The organism is Nocardioides sp. W7 (assembly GCF_022919075.1).
Classification (GTDB): Bacteria; Actinomycetota; Actinomycetes; order Propionibacteriales; family Nocardioidaceae; genus Nocardioides.
Genome location: NZ_CP095078.1, coordinates 2,483,243 through 2,504,122 on the forward strand (window position 1 = coordinate 2,483,243; position 20,880 = coordinate 2,504,122).

General features: G+C 73.6%; 18 protein-coding genes and 1 riboswitch. Of the genes, 11 read left to right on the forward strand and 7 right to left on the reverse strand.

The window, feature by feature from the left end:
* The first annotated feature begins 26 nt into the window (after nucleotides 1-26).
* A riboswitch (cobalamin riboswitch) is annotated at nucleotides 27-180 on the forward strand.
* 77 nt (nucleotides 181-257) lie between these two features.
* Genes MUB56_RS11790 through MUB56_RS11810 form a run of 5 tightly spaced genes read left to right on the forward strand, consistent with a single transcriptional unit; the run spans nucleotide 258 to nucleotide 6,280 of the window.
* Nucleotides 258-1,847, forward strand: a complete 1,590-nt coding sequence (locus tag MUB56_RS11790) for a hypothetical protein (protein WP_244932084.1) — start codon at nucleotides 258-260, stop codon at nucleotides 1,845-1,847.
* The gene (locus MUB56_RS11795; protein ID WP_244932085.1) at nucleotides 1,844-2,791 is read left to right on the forward strand and encodes a hypothetical protein; all 948 of its coding nucleotides are present in this window, start codon (nucleotides 1,844-1,846) and stop codon (nucleotides 2,789-2,791) included. The genes MUB56_RS11790 and MUB56_RS11795 overlap by 4 nt, the downstream gene beginning before the upstream one ends.
* Nucleotides 2,788-3,885, forward strand: coding sequence for an energy-coupling factor transporter transmembrane component T (locus MUB56_RS11800; protein ID WP_244932086.1), 1,098 nt, complete (start codon nucleotides 2,788-2,790; stop codon nucleotides 3,883-3,885). The genes MUB56_RS11795 and MUB56_RS11800 overlap by 4 nt, the downstream gene beginning before the upstream one ends.
* Nucleotides 3,882-5,459, forward strand: coding sequence for an ABC transporter ATP-binding protein (locus tag MUB56_RS11805; protein ID WP_244932087.1), 1,578 nt, complete (start codon nucleotides 3,882-3,884; stop codon nucleotides 5,457-5,459). Before MUB56_RS11800 ends, MUB56_RS11805 begins: the two co-directional genes overlap by 4 nt.
* The gene (locus MUB56_RS11810) at nucleotides 5,456-6,280 is read left to right on the forward strand and encodes an ECF transporter S component (RefSeq protein WP_244932088.1); all 825 of its coding nucleotides are present in this window, start codon (nucleotides 5,456-5,458) and stop codon (nucleotides 6,278-6,280) included. Before MUB56_RS11805 ends, MUB56_RS11810 begins: the two co-directional genes overlap by 4 nt.
* Here MUB56_RS11810 and MUB56_RS11815 read toward each other — a convergent pair.
* The 4 genes from MUB56_RS11815 to MUB56_RS11830 all read right to left on the reverse strand — a co-directional run bounded on the left by MUB56_RS11815 (nucleotide 6,267) and on the right by MUB56_RS11830 (nucleotide 9,588).
* Complete coding sequence (locus tag MUB56_RS11815; protein WP_244932089.1) at nucleotides 6,267-7,439, reverse strand: PQQ-dependent sugar dehydrogenase; 1,173 nt, start codon at nucleotides 7,437-7,439, stop codon at nucleotides 6,267-6,269. The genes MUB56_RS11810 and MUB56_RS11815 overlap by 14 nt on opposite strands.
* Nucleotide 7,440: 1 nt before the next feature.
* Nucleotides 7,441-8,355 carry an alpha/beta hydrolase gene (locus MUB56_RS11820; RefSeq protein WP_244932090.1) on the reverse strand — a complete coding sequence of 305 codons (915 nt, stop codon included), beginning with the start codon at nucleotides 8,353-8,355 and terminating at the stop codon, nucleotides 7,441-7,443.
* A 35-nt stretch (nucleotides 8,356-8,390) separates the two neighbouring features.
* On the reverse strand, nucleotides 8,391-8,630 hold the full coding sequence (locus tag MUB56_RS11825) for a hypothetical protein (protein ID WP_244932091.1): 240 nt from the start codon (nucleotides 8,628-8,630) through the stop codon (nucleotides 8,391-8,393).
* A gap of 100 nt (nucleotides 8,631-8,730) precedes the next feature.
* Nucleotides 8,731-9,588, reverse strand: coding sequence for an EamA family transporter (locus MUB56_RS11830; RefSeq protein WP_244932092.1), 858 nt, complete (start codon nucleotides 9,586-9,588; stop codon nucleotides 8,731-8,733).
* Nucleotides 9,589-9,632: 44 nt separating this feature from the next.
* On the opposite strand from MUB56_RS11830, the gene MUB56_RS11835 reads away from it, so the two are divergent.
* On the forward strand, nucleotides 9,633-10,715 hold the full coding sequence (locus MUB56_RS11835; protein WP_244932093.1) for an exo-alpha-sialidase: 1,083 nt from the start codon (nucleotides 9,633-9,635) through the stop codon (nucleotides 10,713-10,715).
* 10 nt (nucleotides 10,716-10,725) lie between these two features.
* Here MUB56_RS11835 and MUB56_RS11840 read toward each other — a convergent pair whose 3' ends face one another.
* Both MUB56_RS11840 and MUB56_RS11845 read right to left on the reverse strand, forming a co-directional pair.
* Entirely contained in the window at nucleotides 10,726-13,320 is a 2,595-nt protein-coding gene (locus tag MUB56_RS11840; RefSeq protein WP_244932094.1) for a glycosyl hydrolase family 65 protein, read from the reverse strand.
* Nucleotides 13,317-14,057, reverse strand: a complete 741-nt coding sequence (locus tag MUB56_RS11845) for a beta-phosphoglucomutase family hydrolase (RefSeq protein ID WP_244932095.1) — start codon at nucleotides 14,055-14,057, stop codon at nucleotides 13,317-13,319. Before MUB56_RS11845 ends, MUB56_RS11840 begins: the two co-directional genes overlap by 4 nt.
* 177 nt (nucleotides 14,058-14,234) lie before the next feature.
* Between MUB56_RS11845 and ilvD the strand changes: the two genes are divergently transcribed.
* Genes ilvD through MUB56_RS11870 form a run of 5 tightly spaced genes read left to right on the forward strand, consistent with a single transcriptional unit; the run spans nucleotide 14,235 to nucleotide 19,540 of the window.
* Nucleotides 14,235-15,929 carry a dihydroxy-acid dehydratase gene (gene ilvD, locus MUB56_RS11850; protein ID WP_244932096.1) on the forward strand — a complete coding sequence of 565 codons (1,695 nt, stop codon included), beginning with the start codon at nucleotides 14,235-14,237 and terminating at the stop codon, nucleotides 15,927-15,929.
* A 13-nt stretch (nucleotides 15,930-15,942) separates the two neighbouring features.
* Entirely contained in the window at nucleotides 15,943-16,518 is a 576-nt protein-coding gene (locus tag MUB56_RS11855; RefSeq protein ID WP_244932097.1) for a pyridoxamine 5'-phosphate oxidase family protein, read from the forward strand.
* Nucleotides 16,515-17,567 carry a hypothetical protein gene (locus MUB56_RS11860; protein WP_244932098.1) on the forward strand — a complete coding sequence of 351 codons (1,053 nt, stop codon included), beginning with the start codon at nucleotides 16,515-16,517 and terminating at the stop codon, nucleotides 17,565-17,567. The genes MUB56_RS11855 and MUB56_RS11860 overlap by 4 nt, the downstream gene beginning before the upstream one ends.
* Nucleotides 17,564-18,580, forward strand: coding sequence for an FUSC family protein (locus MUB56_RS11865; protein ID WP_244932099.1), 1,017 nt, complete (start codon nucleotides 17,564-17,566; stop codon nucleotides 18,578-18,580). Before MUB56_RS11860 ends, MUB56_RS11865 begins: the two co-directional genes overlap by 4 nt.
* Nucleotides 18,581-18,622: 42 nt before the next feature.
* Nucleotides 18,623-19,540: an alpha/beta hydrolase gene (locus MUB56_RS11870; protein ID WP_244932100.1), complete on the forward strand. Its 918-nt coding sequence runs from the start codon at nucleotides 18,623-18,625 to the stop codon at nucleotides 19,538-19,540.
* A 49-nt stretch (nucleotides 19,541-19,589) separates the two neighbouring features.
* Here MUB56_RS11870 and MUB56_RS11875 read toward each other — a convergent pair whose 3' ends face one another.
* Entirely contained in the window at nucleotides 19,590-20,840 is a 1,251-nt protein-coding gene (locus MUB56_RS11875; protein ID WP_244932101.1) for an HNH endonuclease signature motif containing protein, read from the reverse strand.
* Nucleotides 20,841-20,880: the final 40 nt, after the last annotated feature.

Sequence of the window (20,880 nt, forward strand, 5' to 3'; positions counted from 1 at the left end):
GGGTGCTCCGTCCGCATGACGTCCCGCGCGGGCTGCGGAGTTATGGTGCTCGGACACATCCATCAACGCCCGCAGCAGGGGAAGCCGGTCGAATTCCGGCGCTGACCCGCAACCGTGGGTCGGGCGGTACGACGTACCGCCCGACGAGCCGGAGCACCTGTCGCGATGCGTCCTGATCACATCGCTGTCGAGGAACGCAGCGGGTGGCCGAACCGGCATCCGCCGTTTCCCGCCCGCTGTCGCAGCGGGAAGGAACCATGAACATCTCCGTACGACGCGCGGTCGGCCTGTTGGCCGCCCCCGCCCTGGCGGTCTCCGCCATCGTCGCCGTCTCAGCTCCCGCGGCCCAGGCCGGACCCGTCCCGGCCCCGGCCGGGGCCGACCGGTCGCCGGCGGCCGCCGGCGCCGCGTACCTCGCCTCGCAGCCGGGCCCGGACGGCCTGATCAAGTCCTGGTACATCTGGCCGGAGAACACGCCGCCCCAGAGCTCGATCGACTACGGCCTGACGATCGACGCGGCGTACGCGCTCGACGCGGTCGGCGGCCAGCCGGCGAAGCTCACCGCGCTGACGGACGCGCTCCAGGGCGCCATCGGCAGCTACGCGACGGGTGGTGGGTCGCGGGCCAAGCTCGCGTCGTACCTGCTCGCCCAGGGGCGCAGCGGCTCCGCCATCGACGGCCTGGTCACCGCCCTGGAGGGGAACATCTCCGAGGACACCGGCATCGTCGGCCGGCTGGTCGACCCGGACCCCTACGACTACAACAGCCCGCTGACCCAGGCGTACGCCGTCGCGGCCCTCGACCTCGCGGGCTCCGACGAGGCCGACGAGGCGTTGGACTTCCTGCTCGGCCAGCAGTGCGAGGCGGGCTTCGTCCAGGAGTACTTCCCGGCCAAGGACGCCGCCGACCAGACCTGCGACGGTGCGGCTGCGCCGGTCGCGAGCGTCGACACCACCGCGCTGACCGTGCTCATGCTGCAGGGCCAGAAGGGCGAGACCGCCACTGAGCTGGCGGAGGCGACCTCGTGGCTCGCCTCGCAGCAGGCGGCCGACGGCTCGTGGGGCGCCAACGCCAACAGCACCGGCCTCGCCGGCTGGGCGCTCGGCGTCTCCGGCAACACCGCCGCGGCAGCGAAGGCAGCCGGATGGGTCCGGGCCCACCAGCTCGCCAACGCCGGCTCCTGCGCGCCGTACGCCGCCCAGGACGCCGGCGCCGTGACGCTGGACGACCTCGGCTACGCCAACGCCGCGTCGGGCGCGCTCGACCAGGTCGACACCAGCGTCGCGACCCGGGCCACGACCCAGGCGCTGCCCGCGCTGCTCTGGGCGCCGGGCGGTGCCGCGGCCGGCGACACGGCCGTGACGGCCACGACGAAGCTGGTCCGGGCCGGCTCGACCCAGACCGTCGGCCTGCGGGGCGCACCGGGCGACACGCTGTGCGTGAGCGCCAACGGCACGAGCACCCGGGTGCTGCTGCCCGCATCGGGCACAGCCAGCACGTCGGTGAAGCTGTCCACCAGGACGCGCAAGACGTCCGTGTCGGTCGTCGACGCAGGCGGCGAGACAGACGCCGTCGCGATCACCGGACTCGGTGCGAAGAGGGTCCTGTTCTCCGTCGGGAAGAAGGCCCACCGGGGCAAGAAGGTCGTCGTCAAGGTCCGCGGCCTCGCCAAGGGGGAGTCCGTGGTCGTCACGTTCCGCGGGGTGAAGGTCGCCCAGGGCAAGGCGAACGCCCAGGGCAAGAAGACCCTGCGGTTCAAGGCCACCAAGGTCGGCCGAGCCAAGGTGCTCGTGCGGGGTCAGTTCAAGAACCGCAGGAACAGCAAGGTCATCACGGTCACCCGATGAACCTCCGACTCGTACGCCGGCTCGCCGCCGCGGTCGCCCTGACCGCGGCGGCGGGTCCCGGTCTGGTCCTGGCCACCGGTGCCGCCCCCGCGGCGGCGGCCACCTGCAGCACGGCGTCGGGGGTGAGCGTCCTCGTCGACTTCAAGGAGCTCGGCGGCGGGATCCAGGGCAGCTGCGTGCCGGACGGTGCCGGCCAGCGGGCATCGGCGCTGTTGCCGGCGGCGGGCTTCCCGCTCACCTACGTCCAGACCGAGCCGGGGTTCGTCTGCCGGGTGTCGGGCAAGCCCGCGCAGGACCCGTGCGTGGACACGCCGCCGAACGACGCCTACTGGGGCCTGTGGTGGTCCGACGGCAAGAGCGGCAGCTGGAACTACGCGAACTACGGCGCCTCCGCGCTGAAGGTTCCCGCGGGCTCCTCCGTCGCCTTCGCCTGGAAGCAGGGCGGCGGCTCGGCCACGGCGCCGGGCGTGGCACCCGCCGTCCACCAGGCCCCCGCGCCGACGAAGTCGCCCACGAAGACGCCGACCAAGCAGCCCACGAAGTCGCCCACCAAGGCGGCCACCAAGGCGGCCACCAAGGCGCCCACGAAGGCGCCGAGCACCTCGCCGAGCGCCCGGCCCGGGACGCCGACGACGCAGCCCACGGCCAGCGACTCGGCGACGTCCACGGCATCCCCGTCCGCCAGCCCGAGCGCGTCCGCGTCCGCAGCTCCGACGGAGAGCGCATCCGTCGCGGCTGGCACGACGTCCGGAGTGCCGAGCGACACCCCGACGGCGTCGCCGTCGGACGTGGTGCGCGACCCGGTCGCACCGGTGGCCGCGCAGACCTCCGAGGACGGCGGCGTACCGACCTGGCTGGTGCTGGCCATGCTCGTCGCGGTCCTCGGGGTGACCGGTGCCGTCGTCGTGCACCGCCGCCGGAGCGCGGGCTCGTCGGGTCCGTGACCGCCACGACCGCCGTCCGGGTCGGCCGACTCCCGCGCGACCTGCACCCGCTGGCCTGGTGGGTGTGGGCGCTCGGGCTCGCGACGGCGGCCTCGACGACCACCAACCCGTTCGTGCTGCTGCTCCTGGTGGGGGTGGCGGCGCTGGTCGTGGCGGCCCGCCGCTCCGACCAGCCGTGGGGCCGGTCCTTCCGGCTCTACCTGTGGCTGGGCCTGCTGATCGTCGTGGTGCGGGTGCTGTTCCGCCTCGTGTTCGGCGGGTCGTACGGCGAGACGGTGCTCCTCGACCTGCCGGGGATCCCGCTGCCCGGCTGGGTCCGCGGCATCACCCTGCTCGGCCCGGTCACCCTGGAGAGCCTGCTCGCGGGCCTGTACGACGGGATGCGGCTCGCGGCCATCGTCATCTGCCTCGGCGCCGCCAACTCGCTGGCCAACCCGAAGCGGCTGCTGCGATCCGTGCCGTCGGCGCTCTACGAGGTCGGGACCGCCCTGGTCGTCGCGGTCACGGTGCTGCCCCAGCTGGCCGACAGCGTCCGGCGGGTCCGGGCCGCCCAGCGGTTGCGCGCCGGTGACCAGCGCCGGGTCGGGCGGCTCCGCCGGACCCTGGTGCCGGTGCTCGAGGACGCCCTGGAGCGCTCGCTCGCGCTGGCGGCGGGCATGGACACCCGCGGCTACGGCCGCACCTCGGGCGCCAGCCCAGGAGCCCGGCGGACCACGGGGGCCCTGCTGCTCCTGGGCCTGTGCGGGCTCTGCATCGGCTGCTACGCCGTGCTCGACACGACCGCCCCGCGCTACCTGGCACTCCCGATGGTCGTCCTGGGCGTGCTGCTCGCGGCCGCCGGCCTGCGGAGCGCGGGCCGCCGCGCCGATCGGACGACGTACCGCCCTGACCACTGGCGCTGGCCCGAGACCGGCGTCGCGCTCTCCGGCCTCGCCACGGGGGCGGCGTGCTGGTGGGTGGGCCGGGAGAGCCCGTTGCTCGCGCACCCGCCGCTGACCGAGGTGCCCACGGTCGCCGGGCTCGCGCTGGTCGGCGCCCTGGCCGGCCTCGCCGCCGCGGTGATCGCGCCCCCGCCGAGGGTGGTGGCGGCGTGATCGAGCTGCGCGGCATCACGTTCGGGTACGACGAGCGCCGGGTCCTCGACGGCGTCGACCTGGTCGTCGACGAGGGCGAGCTGGTGCTCGTCTCCGGACCGACCGGCGTCGGGAAGTCGACCCTGCTCGGCGTCGTGACCGGACTCGTCCCGCGCTTCTCCGGCGGCGTGCTCGGCGGCGACCTACTCCTCGACGGCGTCAGCATCGTGCGCCTGCCGCCCCGCGAGCGGGCCCACGCGATCGGGTACGTCGGCCAGGATCCCGCGGCCGGCTTCGTGACCGACACGGTGGAGGAGGAGCTCGCCTACGGCATGGAGCAGCTCGGCCTGCCCGCCGACACGATGCGGCGCCGGGTCGAGGAGACCCTCGACCTGCTCGGCATCTCCGGCCTGCGCGACCGGGACCTGCGCACGCTCTCCGGGGGCCAGCAGCAGCGGGTCGCGATCGGGGCGGTGCTGACGATGCACCCGCGGCTCCTGGTCCTCGACGAGCCCACGTCCGCGCTCGACCCGACCGCGGCCGAGGAGGTGCTCGCGACCCTGACCCGGCTGGTCCACGACCTCGGGGTGTCGGTGCTGCTGGCCGAGCACCGGCTGGAGCGGGTGGTCCCGTTCGCGGACCGGATGTGCCTGCTGACCGGCGACGGCCGGGTCGCGGTCGGTGATCCGGCGGAGCTGCTCGCCACCTCGCCCGTCGTACCCCCCATCGTGGAGCTGGGTCGGGCCGCCGGCTGGTCGCCGCTGCCGCTGAGCGTGCGCGACGCCCGCCGCCGGGCCCGCGAGCTGCCGGCGCTGGCCGAGCCCGTCCCGCCGGTCGAGCGGGCCGTCACCCCCGGCCTGGTGGCGACCGGACTGAGCGTCGTCCACGGGCGCACCATCGCGCTCCGCGAGGTCGACGTCCAGGTGCCGGCCGGCCGGGTGACCGGGCTGATGGGTCGCAACGGCTCCGGGAAGTCCTCGCTGCTGTGGGCGCTGCAGGGCAGCGGCCGGCGGCAGGGCGGGACGGTCCGGGCCGGCGAGCTGGACCCGGCCCGGCTGGAGCCCGCGGACCGGCGCGCGCTGGTCGGGCTGCTGCCCCAGACCGCGGGCGACCTGCTCTACCTGGACACCGTCGCCGAGGAGTGCGCCGCGGGCGGCCCGGCGACCCGCGAGATCCTGGACCGGCTGGTGCCGGGCATCCCGGACGACGCGCACCCGCGCGACCTCTCCGAGGGGCAGCGCCTCGCGCTCGGACTGTCGCTGGTGCTCGCCGCCCGGCCGCGGGTGGTGCTCCTCGACGAGCCCACGCGCGGGCTGGACTACGCCGCCAAGCGGGTGCTCGCCCGCATCCTGCGCGACCTCGCCGCCGACGGGCACGCGGTGCTGGTCGCCACCCACGACGTGGAGTTCGTGGCCCAGGCCGCCGACGACGTGGTGGTGCTCGCCGAGGGCGAGGTCGTCTCCGCGGGGCCGGTGCGAAGGGTGATCTCGGAGTCGCCGGCCTTCGCCCCGCAGATCACCAAGGTGCTCGGGGCGCCGTGGCTGCGCGTCGACGAGGTCGTGGCGGCCCTGGCGGCCCTGGACGGCCTCCCGTGACCGGCGCCATCGCGCTCTCGCGCCGTTCGGCCGCCGTCCTGGTCGTCGCCTCGGTCGCCGGCCTCGCAATGCTCTGCTGGCCGCTGCTCGTGCAGGTCGAGCCGGGCACCACCCGGGTCGACCCGCCGTTCCTCTTCCTCGCCCTGCTGCCGATCGTGATCGCCGTCGTGCTGGCGGAGATCAGCGAGGGCGGGCTGGATCCGCGGGTGCTCGCCGTCCTCGGGGTGCTCTGCGCCGTCAACGCGGTGCTCCGCGGCATCTCGGCCGGCACCGCGGGGGTGGAGCTGGTCTTCTTCCTGCTGATCCTCGCCGGCCGGGTCTTCGGCCCCGGCTTCGGCTACGTCCTGGGCTGCACGTCGCTGTTCGCCTCCGGGCTGATGACCGCCGGCGTCGGCCCGTGGTTGCCGTTCCAGATGATCTGCGCGGCCTGGGTCGGTCTGGGCGCGGGCCTGCTCCCGCGGCGGGTCACCGGGCGGACCGAGATCCTCATGCTGGCGGCGTACGGCGTGGTCGCGTCGTACCTCTACGGCCTGCTGATGAACCTCTCGAGCTGGCCGTTCCTGCTCGGCGTGCAGGTGCCCGGGCACACCGGGTCGCTGGCCTACGTCCCGGGCGCGCCCGTGGTGGACAACCTGCAGACGTTCCTCGTCTACACGCTGCTGACCTCGACCGGCAGCTGGGACACCGGCCGGGCGATCACCACCGCGGTCGCGGTCGTCGTCCTGGGACCGGCCGTGCTCACGACCCTGCGTCGGGCCGCGCGGCGGGCGACGGTGACCGGACGCGTCGAGGCGCCGGGGGACGGCGTCAGGGCCGGATGACCAGGATCCGGTCGTCCCCACGTCGCGGCTCGATCCGGCCGTCCCGGTTGCTCGTCGTCAGCCACAGCCGCCCGTCGGGCGCGGTGACGACGGTGCGCATCCGGCCGTAGTCGCCGACGAAGAAGGCCTGCGGATCGGTCGCCTTGCCGTCGACCAGGCTGACCCGCCACAGCCGCTCGCCCCGCAGCGCGGCGAGCCAGAGGTGGCCGCCGGCGTAGGCGAGACCGGAGGGGGAGGCGTCGTCGGTGCTCCAGGTGACCTGCGGGTCGACGAAGCCCTGCTCGGTGCCGCCGGTGCCCTCGACCTCGGGCCAGCCGTAGTTGGCACCGGCGCGGATCTGGTTGAGCTCGTCGAAGGTCTGGTCGCCGAACTCCGAGGCCCACAGCTGGTCACCCACGAAGGCCAGGCCCTGCACGTTGCGGTGCCCCCAGGACCAGACCTCGCTGTCGAACGGGTTGCCCGGCGCCGGGTCACCGTCGGGGGTGATCCGCAGGATCTTGCCGCCGAGATCGTCGCGGTCCTGGGCCCGGTCGGGTTCGCCGATCTCGCCGGTGGTGACGTAGAGGAAGCCGTTGGGACCGAACTCCAGCCGGCCGCCGTCGTGGCGGAAGCCGTTGGGGATCCCTGTCAGCACCGGCTCCGGTACGCCGAGGCGGTCGCCCCGCAGGGTGGCCCGGACGACCCGGTTGTCCTCGGCGGTGCTGACGTAGAGGTAGACCTGCCGGTCCTCGGCGAAGGTCGGCGACACCGCGACGCCGAGCAGCCCGGCCTCGCCCTGGGGCGCCGCGGCGTCGATGGTGCCGAGCTCGGTGACCCGGTGCGGCTTCGCCCCGCCGATCCGCAGCACCCGGCGGGTGTCGCGCTCGGTGACGATCGCGTCTCCGTCGGGGAGGAAGTCCAGCCCCCACGGGGCCGCCAGCCCGGTCGCGATCGTCTCGATCACCTTCGGGGGGCGGTTCGAGACGGTCTCGCTCTCCCCGGTCGTGGTCGGCGCGGTCGGAACCGTCGGGCTCGGGGCCGCCGAGGTGGGCGTCGGGGTCGGCGTTGCGGTCGGGGTGCCCTCGATGTCGTAGGTGACCTCGGACCCGTCCTGGGAGCAGCCGGTGAGCAGGGCAGCGGTGAGCACGGTGGTCGTGACCAGTGCGCGCGCCCGCCTCATGTCAGCCGACCCTAGTGAGGAAGTCCAACAGCAGCGCGTGCACCCGGTCGGGCTGCTCCATCTGGATGAAGTGGCTCCCGCGCAGCTCGACGTACGTCGCGTCGGCGAGTCGGGCCGCGGCGGTGCGCATGTGGCGCGAGCCGGCCAGGACGTCGTACGACGCCGCCACGAACGCGACGGGCACCTTGATCCGGCTCAGCGGGACCCGAGGGTGCTCGGAGGAGCGGAGTGCGAGGTGGGCGTACCAGTCCAGCGGCGTGGTCAGGAACTCGCGCACCGCGGCGGCCGCGAGCTCGGGGTGGGGGACCGGCAACATGAACCCGGAGTGCGAGAGCATCCCGATCGCCCGGCGGCCGACCGGGAGTCGGGCGGCGATCGGGGTGAGCGCGCGGCCACCCAGGCGCAGGCCGTGCGCCAGCCCGACGGTGAGCGCCCGGGCGGCGGGCCGGGGGAGCAGCAGTGGACCGAGCATGGTCGAGAACGTGTCGCCCGGGACGCCGGCGACGGCGAACAGGCCGGTGACCCGCTCGGGGTGGTCGGCGGCCACCTCGAACATCGTGTTGACGCCCATCGACCAGCCCATCAGCACAGCCCGGTCGATGCTGAAGTGGTCCATCACCGAGAGCGCGTCCTCGACGAACTCGTCGATGCCGACCCGGTCGACGTCGACCGGGCGGTCCGAGCCCCCGGTGCCGCGGTGGTTCCAGGAGACGACCCGGACGCCGCAGCCGGGGCGCAGCAGCGCCGGCCAGGTCCACGGGCTGGTCCCGAGCCCGTTGCAGAGGACGACCGTGGGGCCCTCGATGGTGCCGTCCGGGTCGTTGGTCCAGGCCCGCAGCCTGGTGCCGTCGTCGGAGAGGACGTCGCTGAATGCCAGGGTGGCGCCGGAGTCGACGCGGGCAGCGGAGGACGGCATGCCCGCATGGTAGGGCCGCCGGCGGCGCGGGACGATCAGCGGGACGCGCGCGTCTCGTTCGCGCGAGGGGCGGGCGCAGGGTCGCGGTGGGCGAGGAACTCCTCCACCTCCCGGCGCTCGGCCCGGCGCTGGGCCAGCTCCGTCGAGGCGACCATGGCGTTGCGGCGGGCGCGCAGCTGGGACTCGACCGACCAACGATCGAAGCGGCGCTCGGCCCGGTGGACCAGCTGGGCGAGGGGGGTGACGGCGGAGACGGACAGCGCGGCAACGGACATGGAAGCTCCGAGATCAGGTGCTGGGGGGAGGCCCCAGCGTAGGACAGTCGGGCGTCGGACGGGACACCGTGACGTGACGAGATCGTGAACGGAGGCCGGCTCAGTCCGGTGCCGGCTCGGCCAGCACCTGCCCGGAGCGGGTCGCCCCGACGCTCGCGACGACGACGCAGACCATCGCCGCCCACTGGACCGGGCTCAGGAACTCCGCCAGTACGACGATGCCGGCCAGCGCCGCGACGGCGGGCTCCAGGCTCATCAGGATGCTGAACACCGACGGCCGGATCGAGCGGAGCGCGACCAGCTCGCAGGTGTAGGGGATCACCGAGCTGAGCAGCCCGACCAGCGCGCCGAGGAGCAGGATCCGCCCGTCGCCCAGCTCGTCGCCGTGCCGGCCCAGGGCGAGCGGCGTCAGCAGCAGCATGGCGACCACGCTCGCCACGACCAGGCCGTCGAAGCCGGGCCAGCGGCGTCCGGTCCGCGCGCTCATCAGGATGTACGTCGCCCACGCGGCGCCGGCCAGCAGCGCGTACAGCACCCCCACCGGGTCGAGGTCGGTGCGCTCGAAGCCGAGCAGCAGCACCCCGAGCGCGGCCAGGCCCACCCAGAGCAGGTCCTGGACCCGCCGGGAGCCCAGCACCGCGAGGGTCAGCGGGCCGACGAACTCGATGGTGACCGCCAGCCCGAGCGGGATCCGCTGGAAGGACTGGTAGATCGCCCAGTTCATCAGTCCGAGACTGGCGCCGTACGCCAGCACGACCAGCCAGTCCTCGCGGGTCTTCCCCCGGAGCGCCGGACGGGCGATCGCGAGCATGATCAGCGCACTCGCCGTCAGCCGCAGCCAGACGATCGCCGTCGGGTCGGCCTCGTCGAACAGGCTCTTGGCGATGCCGGCGCCGAACTGCACCGAGAGGATCCCGATCAGGACCAACCAGACCGGCGATGACTTCGGGACGGTCACCGGGTCAACCTATCGACGTCAGGTCAGCGACGAAGGAGGCAGGGATGGGCACGGTGCTGATGGTGGGCACGCGCAAGGGGCTGTGGATCGGTACGGCGGGCGACGACCGCACCGACTGGGAGTTCACCGGACCGCACCACGACATGGAGGAGGTCTACTCCTGCCTGGTCGACACCCGATCCTCGTCGCCGCGGCTGCTGGCCGGGGCGTCGTCGAGCTGGCTGGGCCCGCAGGTCCGGTGGTCCGACGACCTGGGAGCGACCTGGAGCGAGACGCCCAACGGCGCGGTCCGCTTCCCCGAGGGGTCGGACGCGTCCGTCGAGCGGGTCTGGCAGCTGGTGCCCGGCGCCGAGGACGGCGTCGTGTACGCCGGCACCGAGCCCGGCGCGGTCTGGCGCTCGGCCGACGGCGGCGCCCACTTCGAGCTCGAGCGTGCGCTGTGGGAGCACCCCCACCGCCCGGAGTGGGGCGCCGGCTTCGGCGGCCAGGCCTTCCACACGATCCTCCCGCACCCCACCGACCCAGCATCGGTGACGGTGGCGATCTCGACCGGCGGGGTCTACCAGACCGCCGACGGCGGCGCGTCCTGGGCGCCGCGCAACCAGGGCATCCGGGCCGAGTTCCTGCCCGAGGGCCAGCAGTACCCCGAGTTCGGCCAGTGCGTCCACAAGGTCACCCGCCACCCGGCCCGGCCCGAGCGGCTGTTCCTGCAGAACCACGGGGGCGTCTACCGCTCCGACGACCACGCCGCGACCTGGGTCTCGATCGCCGACGGGCTGCCGGCCGACTTCGGGTTCCCGGTCGTCGTACACCCCCACGAGCCGGACACGGTCTTCGTCTTCCCGCTCAACGCCGGCTTCGGCCGCTACCCGACCGACGGCCGGGCCCGGGTGTGGCGCTCGCGCGACGCGGGGGAGTCGTGGGAGGAGCTCGGCACCGGCCTGCCCGACTACTTCTACGTCGGGGTGATGCGCGACGCGATGTGCACCGACGACCACGACGCCGCCGGCCTGTACGTCGGTGCCCGCAACGGCGCGGTCTGGGGCTCCACCGACGACGGCGACTCCTGGCGGCCGCTGGTGGCCAACCTGCCGGACGTGATGGTGGTGCGCGCCGCCCGGGTCTGAGCTCCGCCGGTCACTGCGGGACGTGGGTGCCGATCGGCGCGGCCTGCTCGTGGAAGACCGGCAGCTCGCCGGTCTCGGGCTCGTGCACGATCGGGTCGGGCACGCCGGAGGTGATGGTGCTGCCGTCGGCGCGGACGCCACCGGTGATCGGCTGGTCGTTGATGACCCCGGACATCCGGGGGCCCTGGTCGGCGAGCGCGACCACCAGCGGCGCGGCCGCGCTTAGGACGTACGACGTGCCGCGCACGCTGAGCGTCACGGTGGCGTCCGGGCACGCGGGCTCCGCCAGCGTGATCGTCAGCTGGTCCTCGGTGACCGCGACGACCAGCCGCGACCCCTGCCAGGCGAGCCGGTAGCACAGGGACGGCCAGCCGACCGGCAGCCGCGGGTCGAAGGAGAGGTCGCCGCCGTGGTCGCGCATCCCGCCGAAGCCCGAGACCAGCGCGCTCCACACGCCACCGCACGAGGCGACGTGCATGCCGTCGACGGTGTTGCCGTGCAGGTTGGCCAGATCGACGTACAGCGCCTCGTAGAAGTAGCGCAGCGCCGTCTCGTGGTGGCCGACCTCGGCCGAGATGATCGACTGCACGCACGCCGACAGGGTGGAGTCGCCGGTCGTGATCGGGTCGTAGTACTCGAAGTCGGCGCGCTTCTCCTCCTGGGTGAACCGGTCGCCCTGGAGGAACAGGGCGAGCACCACGTCGGCCTGCTTCAGCACCTGGAACCGGTAGATCACCAGCGGGTGGAAGTGCAGCAGCAGCGGTCGCAGCTCGGCCGGGGTCTGCGAGAGGTCCCAGACCTCGCGGTCGAGGAAGAAGTCGTCCTGCGGGTGGATGCCGAGGCCGTCGTCGAACGGGATCGACATGCCCACCGCGCAGCGCCGCCACTCCTCGACCTCCTCGCCGTCGAGGTCGAGCCGGGCCCGGATCCGGTCGAACTCGACCGGATCGGCTTCGCGGACGTACTCGACGGCCTCGACGGCCTGCTCGAGGTTGAAGCGGGCCATCACGTTGGTGAACAGGTTGTTGTTGACGACGGTCGTGTACTCGTCGGGACCGGTCACGCCGTGGATGTGGAAGCTCGGCTCGCCGTTGCTGCGCCAGAAGCCGAGGTCGGCCCACATCCGTGCGGTCTCGACCAGGATGTCGATGCCCTCGCGGACCATGAAGCCGCGGTCGCCGGTCGCGCGGACGTACTTCACCAGGGCGTAGGCGATGTCGGCGTCGATGTGCACCTGCGCCGAGCCGGCCGCGTAGTACGCCGACGCCTCCTCGCCGTTGATCGTGCGCCACGGGTACATCGCCCCGCTCTGGGCCATCTCTCGGGCGCGGGTGCGGGCCGCGGGCAGCATCATCGAGCGGAAGTGCAGGGTGTTGCGAGCGACCTCGGGCAGCGTGTAGGTCAGGAACGGGATGACGTAGACCTCGGTGTCCCAGAAGTAGTGGCCCTCGTAGCCCGAGCCGGTCACCCCCTTCGCGGGGACGCCGAGGCCGTCGGTGCGGCCGCTGGCCTGGGCGAGGGAGAACAGGTTGAAGCGCGCCGCCTGCTGGACGGCGTGCAGGTTGTGGTTCGCGCTGCCGTCCTGGGGGCCGATCTCGACGTCCGCGGAGTCCCAGAAGCGGGTGAACCAGCCGCGCTGCTCCTCCAGGTAGTGCCGGTACCCCTGGCGCTTGGCGCGGTCCAGCGTGCGGTCGCACCGGTCCGAGAGCTCACGCAGCGGGACGCCGCGCGAGGAGTGGTAGGCGATGGTCTTGCAGAGCGTGACGGTGCTGCCCTCGGTGGCGTTGACCCGGAACACCGTCTTGGCGAGGTCCTCGTCGCCCCTGACCACGACCTCGTGCTCGTCGGTCGTGATCAGCTCGTGGTCGGCGGCGACCGCGAGGGTCATCCCGGACGTGGCGCACCGGTAGCCGAGCAGCATCCGGTCGTCGCGGGAGTAGTGCAGCCCGGGTAGCAGCACCCGGCCCTCGAACGCCGCGGCCTTGCGCGGGTCGACCGTCACGGCGGCCGAGGCGGGGGTCACCGGGGCCTGGTACTCGTCGCGGCCGTCCTGGCGGTTGATGATCTGCGACGAGATGACCACCGGGGCGTCGCCGGTGAGCATGGTGATCTCCAGCGTCAGGAACGACAGGTGCCGCTGGGTCATCGAGACCATCCGGGTGGAGTGGATCCGCACCCGCTTGCCCGACGGCGTCCGCCAGACCAGGTTGCGGCGCAGCACCCCGTCGCGGAAGTCCAGCGAGCGCTCGTAGAACTCCAGGTCGGCGGTGCCGAAGGTCAGCGGCTCGTCGTCGATGTAGATCTTCATGACCTTCGCGTCGGGCACGTTGACGATGGTCTGGCCGGTGCGCGCGAAGCCGAACGCGGCCTCGGCGTGCCGGATCGGCCAGGTCTCGTGGAAGCCGTTGACGAAGGTGCCGTGGGCGTACGACGGCCGCCCCTCCTCGGGGTTGCCGCGCATTCCGAGGTAGCCGTTGGCGACCGTGAACAGGGTCTCGGTGATGCCCAGGTCGTCGGGGTGGTAGCTGGTCTCGACCAGGCGCCACGGGTCGATCGGGAACCGGCCCCGGTCGATCGGGTCGGGGCCCACCTTGCGGGGGTTCATGGGACCAGCTCGGCGAGGTCGCGGACCACCACTGTCGCTCCGGCGTCGCGGAGCACCTGCTCGCCCGCGCCCCGGTCGACACCCACGACGGCGGCGAACCCGCCCGCCGCTCCCGCCCGCACGCCGGAGACGGCGTCCTCGAGCACGACCGCCCCGGCGGCGGGGACGCCGAGAGCCTCGGCGGCGTGCTGGAACGTGTCAGGGGCCGGCTTGCCGGGCAGGCCCAGCTCCTCGGCCACCTTGCCGCTCACGACCGTCCGGAACCGGTCGAGCAGCCCGGCCGCCTCCAGCACCGCCGGCGCGTTGACCGAGGAGGAGACGACGGCCAGCGGCATGCCGAGGTCGCGCAGGTGGTCGAGGAGCGCGACCGAGCCGGGGTACGCCGTCACGCCGTCGCGCGCCAGCACCTCGTTGAAGGCCTCGTTCTTCCGGTTGCCCAGCCCGCGGACCGTCTCCGCGCTCGCCGGGTCGTCGCTGGTGCCCTCGGGCAGCTCGATGCCGCGGGCGGCGAGGAAGTCGCGGACCCCGTCGTACCGCGGCTTGCCGTCGACGTGGGCGAAGTAGTCGGCGTCGGTGTACGACGTGCGATCGCCCGGACCGGCGTACGCCTCCAGGAACGCGTTGAACATCTCCGCCCAGGCGCGCATGTGCACCTCGGCGGTCGGGGTGACCACCCCGTCGAGGTCGAACAGGGCTGCCTCGACATCGCCCCAGGCCAGCGGCTTGACCGGATCCACGGAGACCACGCTAGGGGGTCGGACCCCCGATGCGTCCAGACCACACGCGCAGGGACGTTGAGAGACCCGCCACTCCGAAGCCCGACTCGGGCACAAAGCCGGCCGAGGACGCCGGCCGGGGACGCCGGACCTGAGACCGCCCTACGCCGCGCTCGGGCCGCGATTAGGCTCGTGGGCATGAGCGAGCAGCACCCGACCACTCCCGATCTCAAGCCCCGTTCCCGGGACGTGACCGACGGCCTGGAGCGGGCCGCGGCCCGCGGCATGCTCCGTGCCGTCGGCATGGGCGACGAAGACTGGGAGAAGCCCCAGATCGGCGTGGCCTCGAGCTGGAACGAGATCACCCCCTGCAACCTCTCCCTCGACCGGCTCGCGAAGGCGGTCAAGAACGGCGTGCACGCGGCCGGCGGCTACCCGCTGGAGTTCGGCACCATCTCCGTCTCCGACGGCATCTCGATGGGCCACGAGGGCATGCACTACTCGCTGGTCTCCCGCGAGGTCATCGCCGACTCGGTCGAGACCGTGATGATGGCCGAGCGCCTCGACGGCTCGGTGCTGCTGGCCGGCTGCGACAAGTCGCTGCCCGGGATGCTGATGGCCGCCGCGCGACTCGACCTGTCGAGCGTGTTCCTCTACGCCGGCTCGACGATGCCCGGCTCGGTCGACGGCAACGACGTCACGATCATCGACGCCTTCGAGGCGGTCGGCGCCTGCCTGGCCGGGAAGATCACCCGCGCCGAGGTCGACCGGATCGAGCGGGCCATCTGTCCGGGCGAGGGCGCCTGTGGCGGCATGTACACCGCCAACACGATGGCCTCCGTCGCCGAGGCGATCGGCATGAGCCTGCCCGGCTCGGCCGCGCCGCCGGCGGTCGACCGCCGCCGCGACGGGTTCGCGCACCGCTCCGGCGAGGCCGTGGTCAACCTGCTCCGCCAGGGCATCACCGCCCGCCAGATCATGACGAAGCCGGCGTTCGAGAACGCCATCACCGTGGTCATGGCGCTGGGCGGCTCGACCAACGCCGTGCTGCACCTGCTGGCGATGGCCCGCGAGGCCGACGTCGACCTGACCATCGACGACTTCAACCGGGTCGGCGACAAGGTCCCGCACCTGGGCGACCTGAAGCCGTTCGGCAAGTACGTCATGAACGACGTCGACAAGATCGGCGGCATCCCCGTCGTGATGAAGGCGCTGCTCGACGCGGGCCTGATGCACGGTGACTGCCTGACCGTCACCGGCAAGACCATGGCCGAGAACCTCGAGGCGCTGGCCCCGCCGGCCCTCGACGACGACGTGATCCGCAAGCTCGACCGGCCGATCCACGCGACCGGCGGGATCACCGTCCTGAAGGGCACCCTCGCGCCCGAGGGTGCGGTCGTGAAGTCGGCCGGCTTCGACGACACCGTCTTCCGCGGCACCGCCCGGGTCTTCGACGGCGAGCGCGCCGCCATGGACGCGCTCGAGGCGGGCAAGATCCAGGCCCGCGACGTCGTGGTCATCCGCTACGAGGGCCCCAAGGGCGGCCCCGGCATGCGCGAGATGCTGGCCATCACCGGCGCCATCAAGGGCGCCGGGCTCGGCAAGGACGTCCTGCTCGTCACCGACGGCCGGTTCTCCGGCGGCACCACCGGCCTGTGCGTCGGCCACATCGCGCCCGAGGCCTCCGACGGCGGCCCGATCGCGTTCGTGCAGGACGGCGACCCGATCATCCTCGACGTGCTCAACCGGAGCCTGGAGGTCGAGATCTCCGAGGCCGACCTGGCCGCCCGCCAGGAGGGCTGGACGCCGCGCCCGCCGAAGTACACCCGCGGTGTGCTCGGCAAGTACGCCAAGGTCGTGCAGTCCGCCGCCCACGGCGCCGTCACCAGCTGAGGGCGCGCGGGGGATGGGGAAGACCTACGACGCGATCGACGCACGCCTGCGGGCGTTCGTCGAGCGGCAGCCGGTCTTCTTCGTGGCGACCGCGCCGTCCGGCGACGGGGGCCACGTCAACGTCTCCCCGAAGGGCCTCGCCGACACCTTCGCGGTCGTCGACGAGCACACCGTCGCCTACCTCGACCTGACCGCCAGCGGCGCCGAGACGATCGCCCACCTGCGGCAGAACGGCCGGATCACGCTGATGTTCTGCTCCTTCGAGCGGACGCCCAACGTGGTGCGGCTGCACGGCCGCGGCCGGGTGGTCACCGTGTACGACGACGAGTTCGCCGCCTGGGCCGCCCGCTTCCCCGAGAACCCCGCCGCCCGCGCGGTGATCGTGGTCGACGTGGAGCGGGTCAGCGACTCGTGCGGCTACGCGCTGCCGCTGCTCACCCTCGACGAGGAGCGCGACCTGCTCACCCCGAACATGGAGCGCCGCGGCCCCCGCGGCGTGGTCGCCTACCGGGTCAAGAAGAACCGGACCAGCATCGACGGCCTGCCCGCCTTCGACCAGGACCCGGTGCCGGGCCGGGAGGAGTCGTGACCGCGCCGCCGTCGGGTCCCGGTCGTCCGGAGCCCACGGGACCGGTCCTGTTCCTGCTGCTCCTGGTGCTGCTCGGCCTGATCGCGGTCGCGTGGGACGCGGGCTACCAGACCACGCCCGCCGGGCCCGGGCTGCCGCAGGCAGCGGCGGAGCCGGCCGGGCCTCCCGGGCCTCCTGCACCCGCTGAGCCGCCGGTCGTCGAGGAGCCGGCTGCTCCCGCCGCTCCTGCCGAACCGGCCGAGAAGGCCGGGGCGGAGCCGGTGACCACGCTGCCGGGCGGCCGGACCCGGGTGTTCGAGGGGCGCCGGTTCCTGGTCGCGCACTACGGCACCGCCGGCACGGGCGCGCTCGGCGTGCTGGGGGAGCGGCCGCCCGAGCGGGCCGCGGCCGCCGTACGCCGTACCGCCCGAGCCTTCCGGCGGCCGGGGCGACCGGTCCAGCCCGTCTTCGAGCTGATCGTCACCGTCGCCGACTCCCAGCCCGGCCCCGACGGCGACTACAGCCACGACATCGAGCGCGCGGACGTGCGCCGCTACATCGCCGCGGCCCGCAGGCACGGGGTCCTGCTGCTGCTCGACCTCCAGCCCGGGCGCTCGGACTTCCTGACCGTCGCCAAACGCTGGGAGTGGGCCCTGCGCGACCCGTACGTCGGGCTCGCGCTCGACCCCGAGTGGCGGATGCCGAGCGGGCAGGTCCCCGGTCGGGTCGTCGGGCGGGTCCACGCCCGCGAGGTGAACAAGACCTCCGCCTGGCTGGCCGGCCTGGTCCGGCGCGAGCGACTGCCCGAGAAGCTGTTCGTGCTGCACCAGTTCCGCACGTCCATGCTGCCCGACATCGAGCGGATCAAGAACCGCCCCGGCCTCGCGTCCGTGCAGCACGTCGACGGCTTCGGGAACCGCCGGGAGAAGCGGGCGACGTACACCGCCGTCGCCAAGCCGCGCCAGTTCACGATGGGCTTCAAGCTGTTCTACGACGAGGACGTCAACCGGATGGGCCCCGCCGACGTGCACGCGATCCGACCGCGCGTCCGGTTCGTCAGCTTCCAGTGAGGCTCGCCGCCTCCCTCCTGGGGCTCGGGCCCCATGACGGCGCGCACCGGGTCGCTGCCCGTGCCGGGTTGTCGGTACTGGTCCCGCTGCTGGTGCTGCTGGCGACCGACCACCTGGCCTGGTCGGCGTACGCCGCGTTCGGCGCGTTCACCTCGCTCTACGGTCGCACCCGGGTCGGGGGATCCCGGCTGCGGATGCAGGCCGCGCTCGGCCTGCTCCTCACGGCCCTGGTCACCCTCGGCGTGCTGGTCGGGACCTACGACGGCCGCGCCTGGCTCGCCGTGCCGCTGGCCGCGCTGGTGGCCGCCGGCGCCTCGGTCGCCTCCGACACCTGGCAGTGGCACCCGCCGGGCGCGTTGTTCCCGGTGTTCGCGTTCACCGCCTGCGCCTCGGTGCCGAGCTCGCCGGCGGACGCGGCCACCGCGGCTCTGGTCGCCGGAGCCACCGCGGCCTTCGCGGTGGTGGTGGGCAACGCCGGGTCGTGGTGGCGACGCGTGCACGGGGGACCGGCCCCCGTCGTACCCGACCTGGGTCCGGCCGAGGGCCGGTTGCGCACCCTCGCGCTCCCCAGCGGCCTGGCCGTCCTCGCCGCCGGCGCCCTGGCCACCGGGGTCGGGATCGGGCACCCGTACTGGGCGATGGTCTCCGCCGTGGTGCCGCTCGCCGCCCGCTCCCGCAGCGCCCAGCTGACCCGGGGCGTGCACCGCGTCGTCGGCACCGGCCTGGGCCTGCTCGTCGCCGGCGTCGTGCTCGCCTTCGAGCCGGCGGGGCTGGTCCTGGTGCTCGTCGTGGTCGCGCTGCAGGTCGTGGCCGAGCTGCTGGTCGGCCGCAACTACGCGCTGGCCCTCGTGGCGATCACCCCGCTCGCGCTGCTGATGGTGCACCTCGCCTCGCCCGTCCCCGCCCGGGACCTGCTCGTCGACCGGGGTCTGGAGACCGTCATCGGAGTCGCGGTGGGGCTCGCCGTCGGCCAGCTGTTCTCGGGACGGGCGGGCGGGTCCGCTCGGCCCTGATCAGACCGACGGGTCGTCCGCGATTGCCCTACGGTGCTCTCGATGAAGATCGATGCCGAGCACCGGGTCGATCCGAGCCTGGTGGCACTCGCCGAGGAGTCGCGGGCGTTCTACGCGCAGCGCGTGGCCGGTCACGGCCCCCGCAGCCCGGAGGAGCTTCGCGCGGTCCGCTCCGGCCTCGCAGCACCGGTCCGGTCCCAGCCGCCGGCGGTCGAGGAGACCGTCGGCGCCGGGGGACGTCGGGTCCCCGTGCGCATCCACGCCCCGGTGGACCGGCCGGCGGCGGGAGTCGTCCTCGAGATCCACGGTGGTGGCTTCTACCTGGGGTCCGCTGCCGGAAGCGACCTCCGCAACCGCCAGCTCGCGGACGCCATCGGCGTCGCGGTCGTGAGTGTGGACTATCGCCTGGCGCCCGAGCACCCCTGGCCTGCTGCACCCGACGACTGCGAGACCGCGGCGCTGTGGCTGGCCGAGAACGCCGAGGAGCGCTTCGGAACCACCGCGATCGCCGTCAGCGGGTTCTCGGCCGGCGCCACGCTGGCCGTGACCACGCTCCTCCGCCTGCGTGAGCGGGGGATCCCTGCGGTCGACACCGCGGTGCTGCAGTTCGGCACCTACGACCTCAGCGCCCAGACTCCCGCCGGCCGCCTGATCGCGGACGAGTACTTCCTCGAGGCCTACGCGGGGGCCGCGTCCGACCGCACGCACCCGGAGCTCTCCCCGATCTACGCCGACCTGACGGGCCTGCCGCCCGTCCTGATGATCGTCGGAGACGCCGACATCCTCCTGGCGGACAACCTGGCCATGGCCGCCAGGTTGTCGGCCGCAGGGGTCGACCTCGACCTGCGGGTCTACCCCGAGTCGCCGCACGGCTTCACCGCCCACGCCACCCCGATGGCGCGGAGGGCCCTTGACGACCTCGAGGCGTGGCTCGCCCTCCGTCAGCCGGAGGACAGGTAGTACGGGCCCAGCAACGTGCATTCAGCGCTGTGCACTCGGCGCCGTTCACTCAGGTCCGCCGGTGGAAGGCGACCTTCCCGCCGGGCAGGTGTCGGGTCTCCCAGGTCGGGTCGTGGGCGCGGGTGTGGTGTCGTGGGCAGAGGAGCCGGGCGTTGTCGAGGTTGGTCGGGCCGCCGTGGCTCCACGGGTCGTGGTGGTGGGCGTGGCACAGGGCCGGTGGCCAGTCGCAGCCGTCTGCGGTGCAGCCGCGGTCGCGCAGGGCCAGGGCGGTGCGTTGGGCCTTGCTGAAGAGTCGCTGTTTTCGTCCGAGGTCGAGGACCTCGGACCGGGCGCCGAGGACGGCGGGGATGATGCCGGCCTCGCATGCGAGTCGGCGCACGGCGCCGGCGGAGAGGCGGTGGCCGGTGTCGAGTTGCCCGACGGCGGTGTCGCGTCTCAGGTCGTCGAGGGTCATGGTGACCACGAGGGTCGCGTTCATTCCGCCGGCCTGTGGCAGGTGATCGGCGGGGAGGCGTTCCAGCAGCTCGCACAGTGCGCGGCCGAGCCGCTCGGGCCCGGGTCGGCGCCCCTGACCGGGGCCGTGGGTGGCGGTCTGGTGCTTGGGGGCGGCGATCGCGGTCAGGGCTTTGCGCAGGAGGTCGCCGTGCAGGGTGGGGATGGTGAATCGGCCGTGGGTGGTGCCGTGTCCGTCCTCGGTCATGGTCAACCGGGCGGACGCGGCTGCTCGAGCCTCTTCGGCGGCCAGCAGCTGGGCTTCGTGGGCCTCGCCGGTCTCGGGGGCGACGACGTCGAGGATCCGTTTCCCGAGGCGGCGCAGGTCACGCGCGTCGTGATGGGCGGCCTCCTCGAGCAGCACCGCGACCGCTCGGTCGCGGATCTCCGCGGTGACGGTGTCGGGCAGTGCGTCGATGGCGTCGGTGATGACGAGGGCCTGGTCGGGGTTGATGGCGCCGTCGGCGAGGGCGTGCCGGACGGGTGCGTACAGGTCGCGGTCGACGGCTGCGGCGAGTCGTGTCAGTCGGTGGGTCGAGGTCCGTGGGTGGCGGGTCTGGACCGCGAGCCAGTTCGCGGTGGAGGTGGCGCCGGTGGGTCCGGCGAGGTCGACGGCGTCGGCGTGCGCGGCGAGGCGGGCCTGTAGCTCGGTCAGCTGCGAGATCAGTCGGTCGGTCTCGACCAGCGCTCGTCCGGTCTCCTCCGCGGTCAGCGACGGCAGCCAGGCGTCACGCATCGCGGCGAGGTTCTCGCCGGTGCGCACCAGCAGACCCGTGACCGGGTGCGGAGGCGAGGCGATCGCTGACATGGATCCAGTCCAGCCGGGCCCACCGACACTTCCCGGGCCG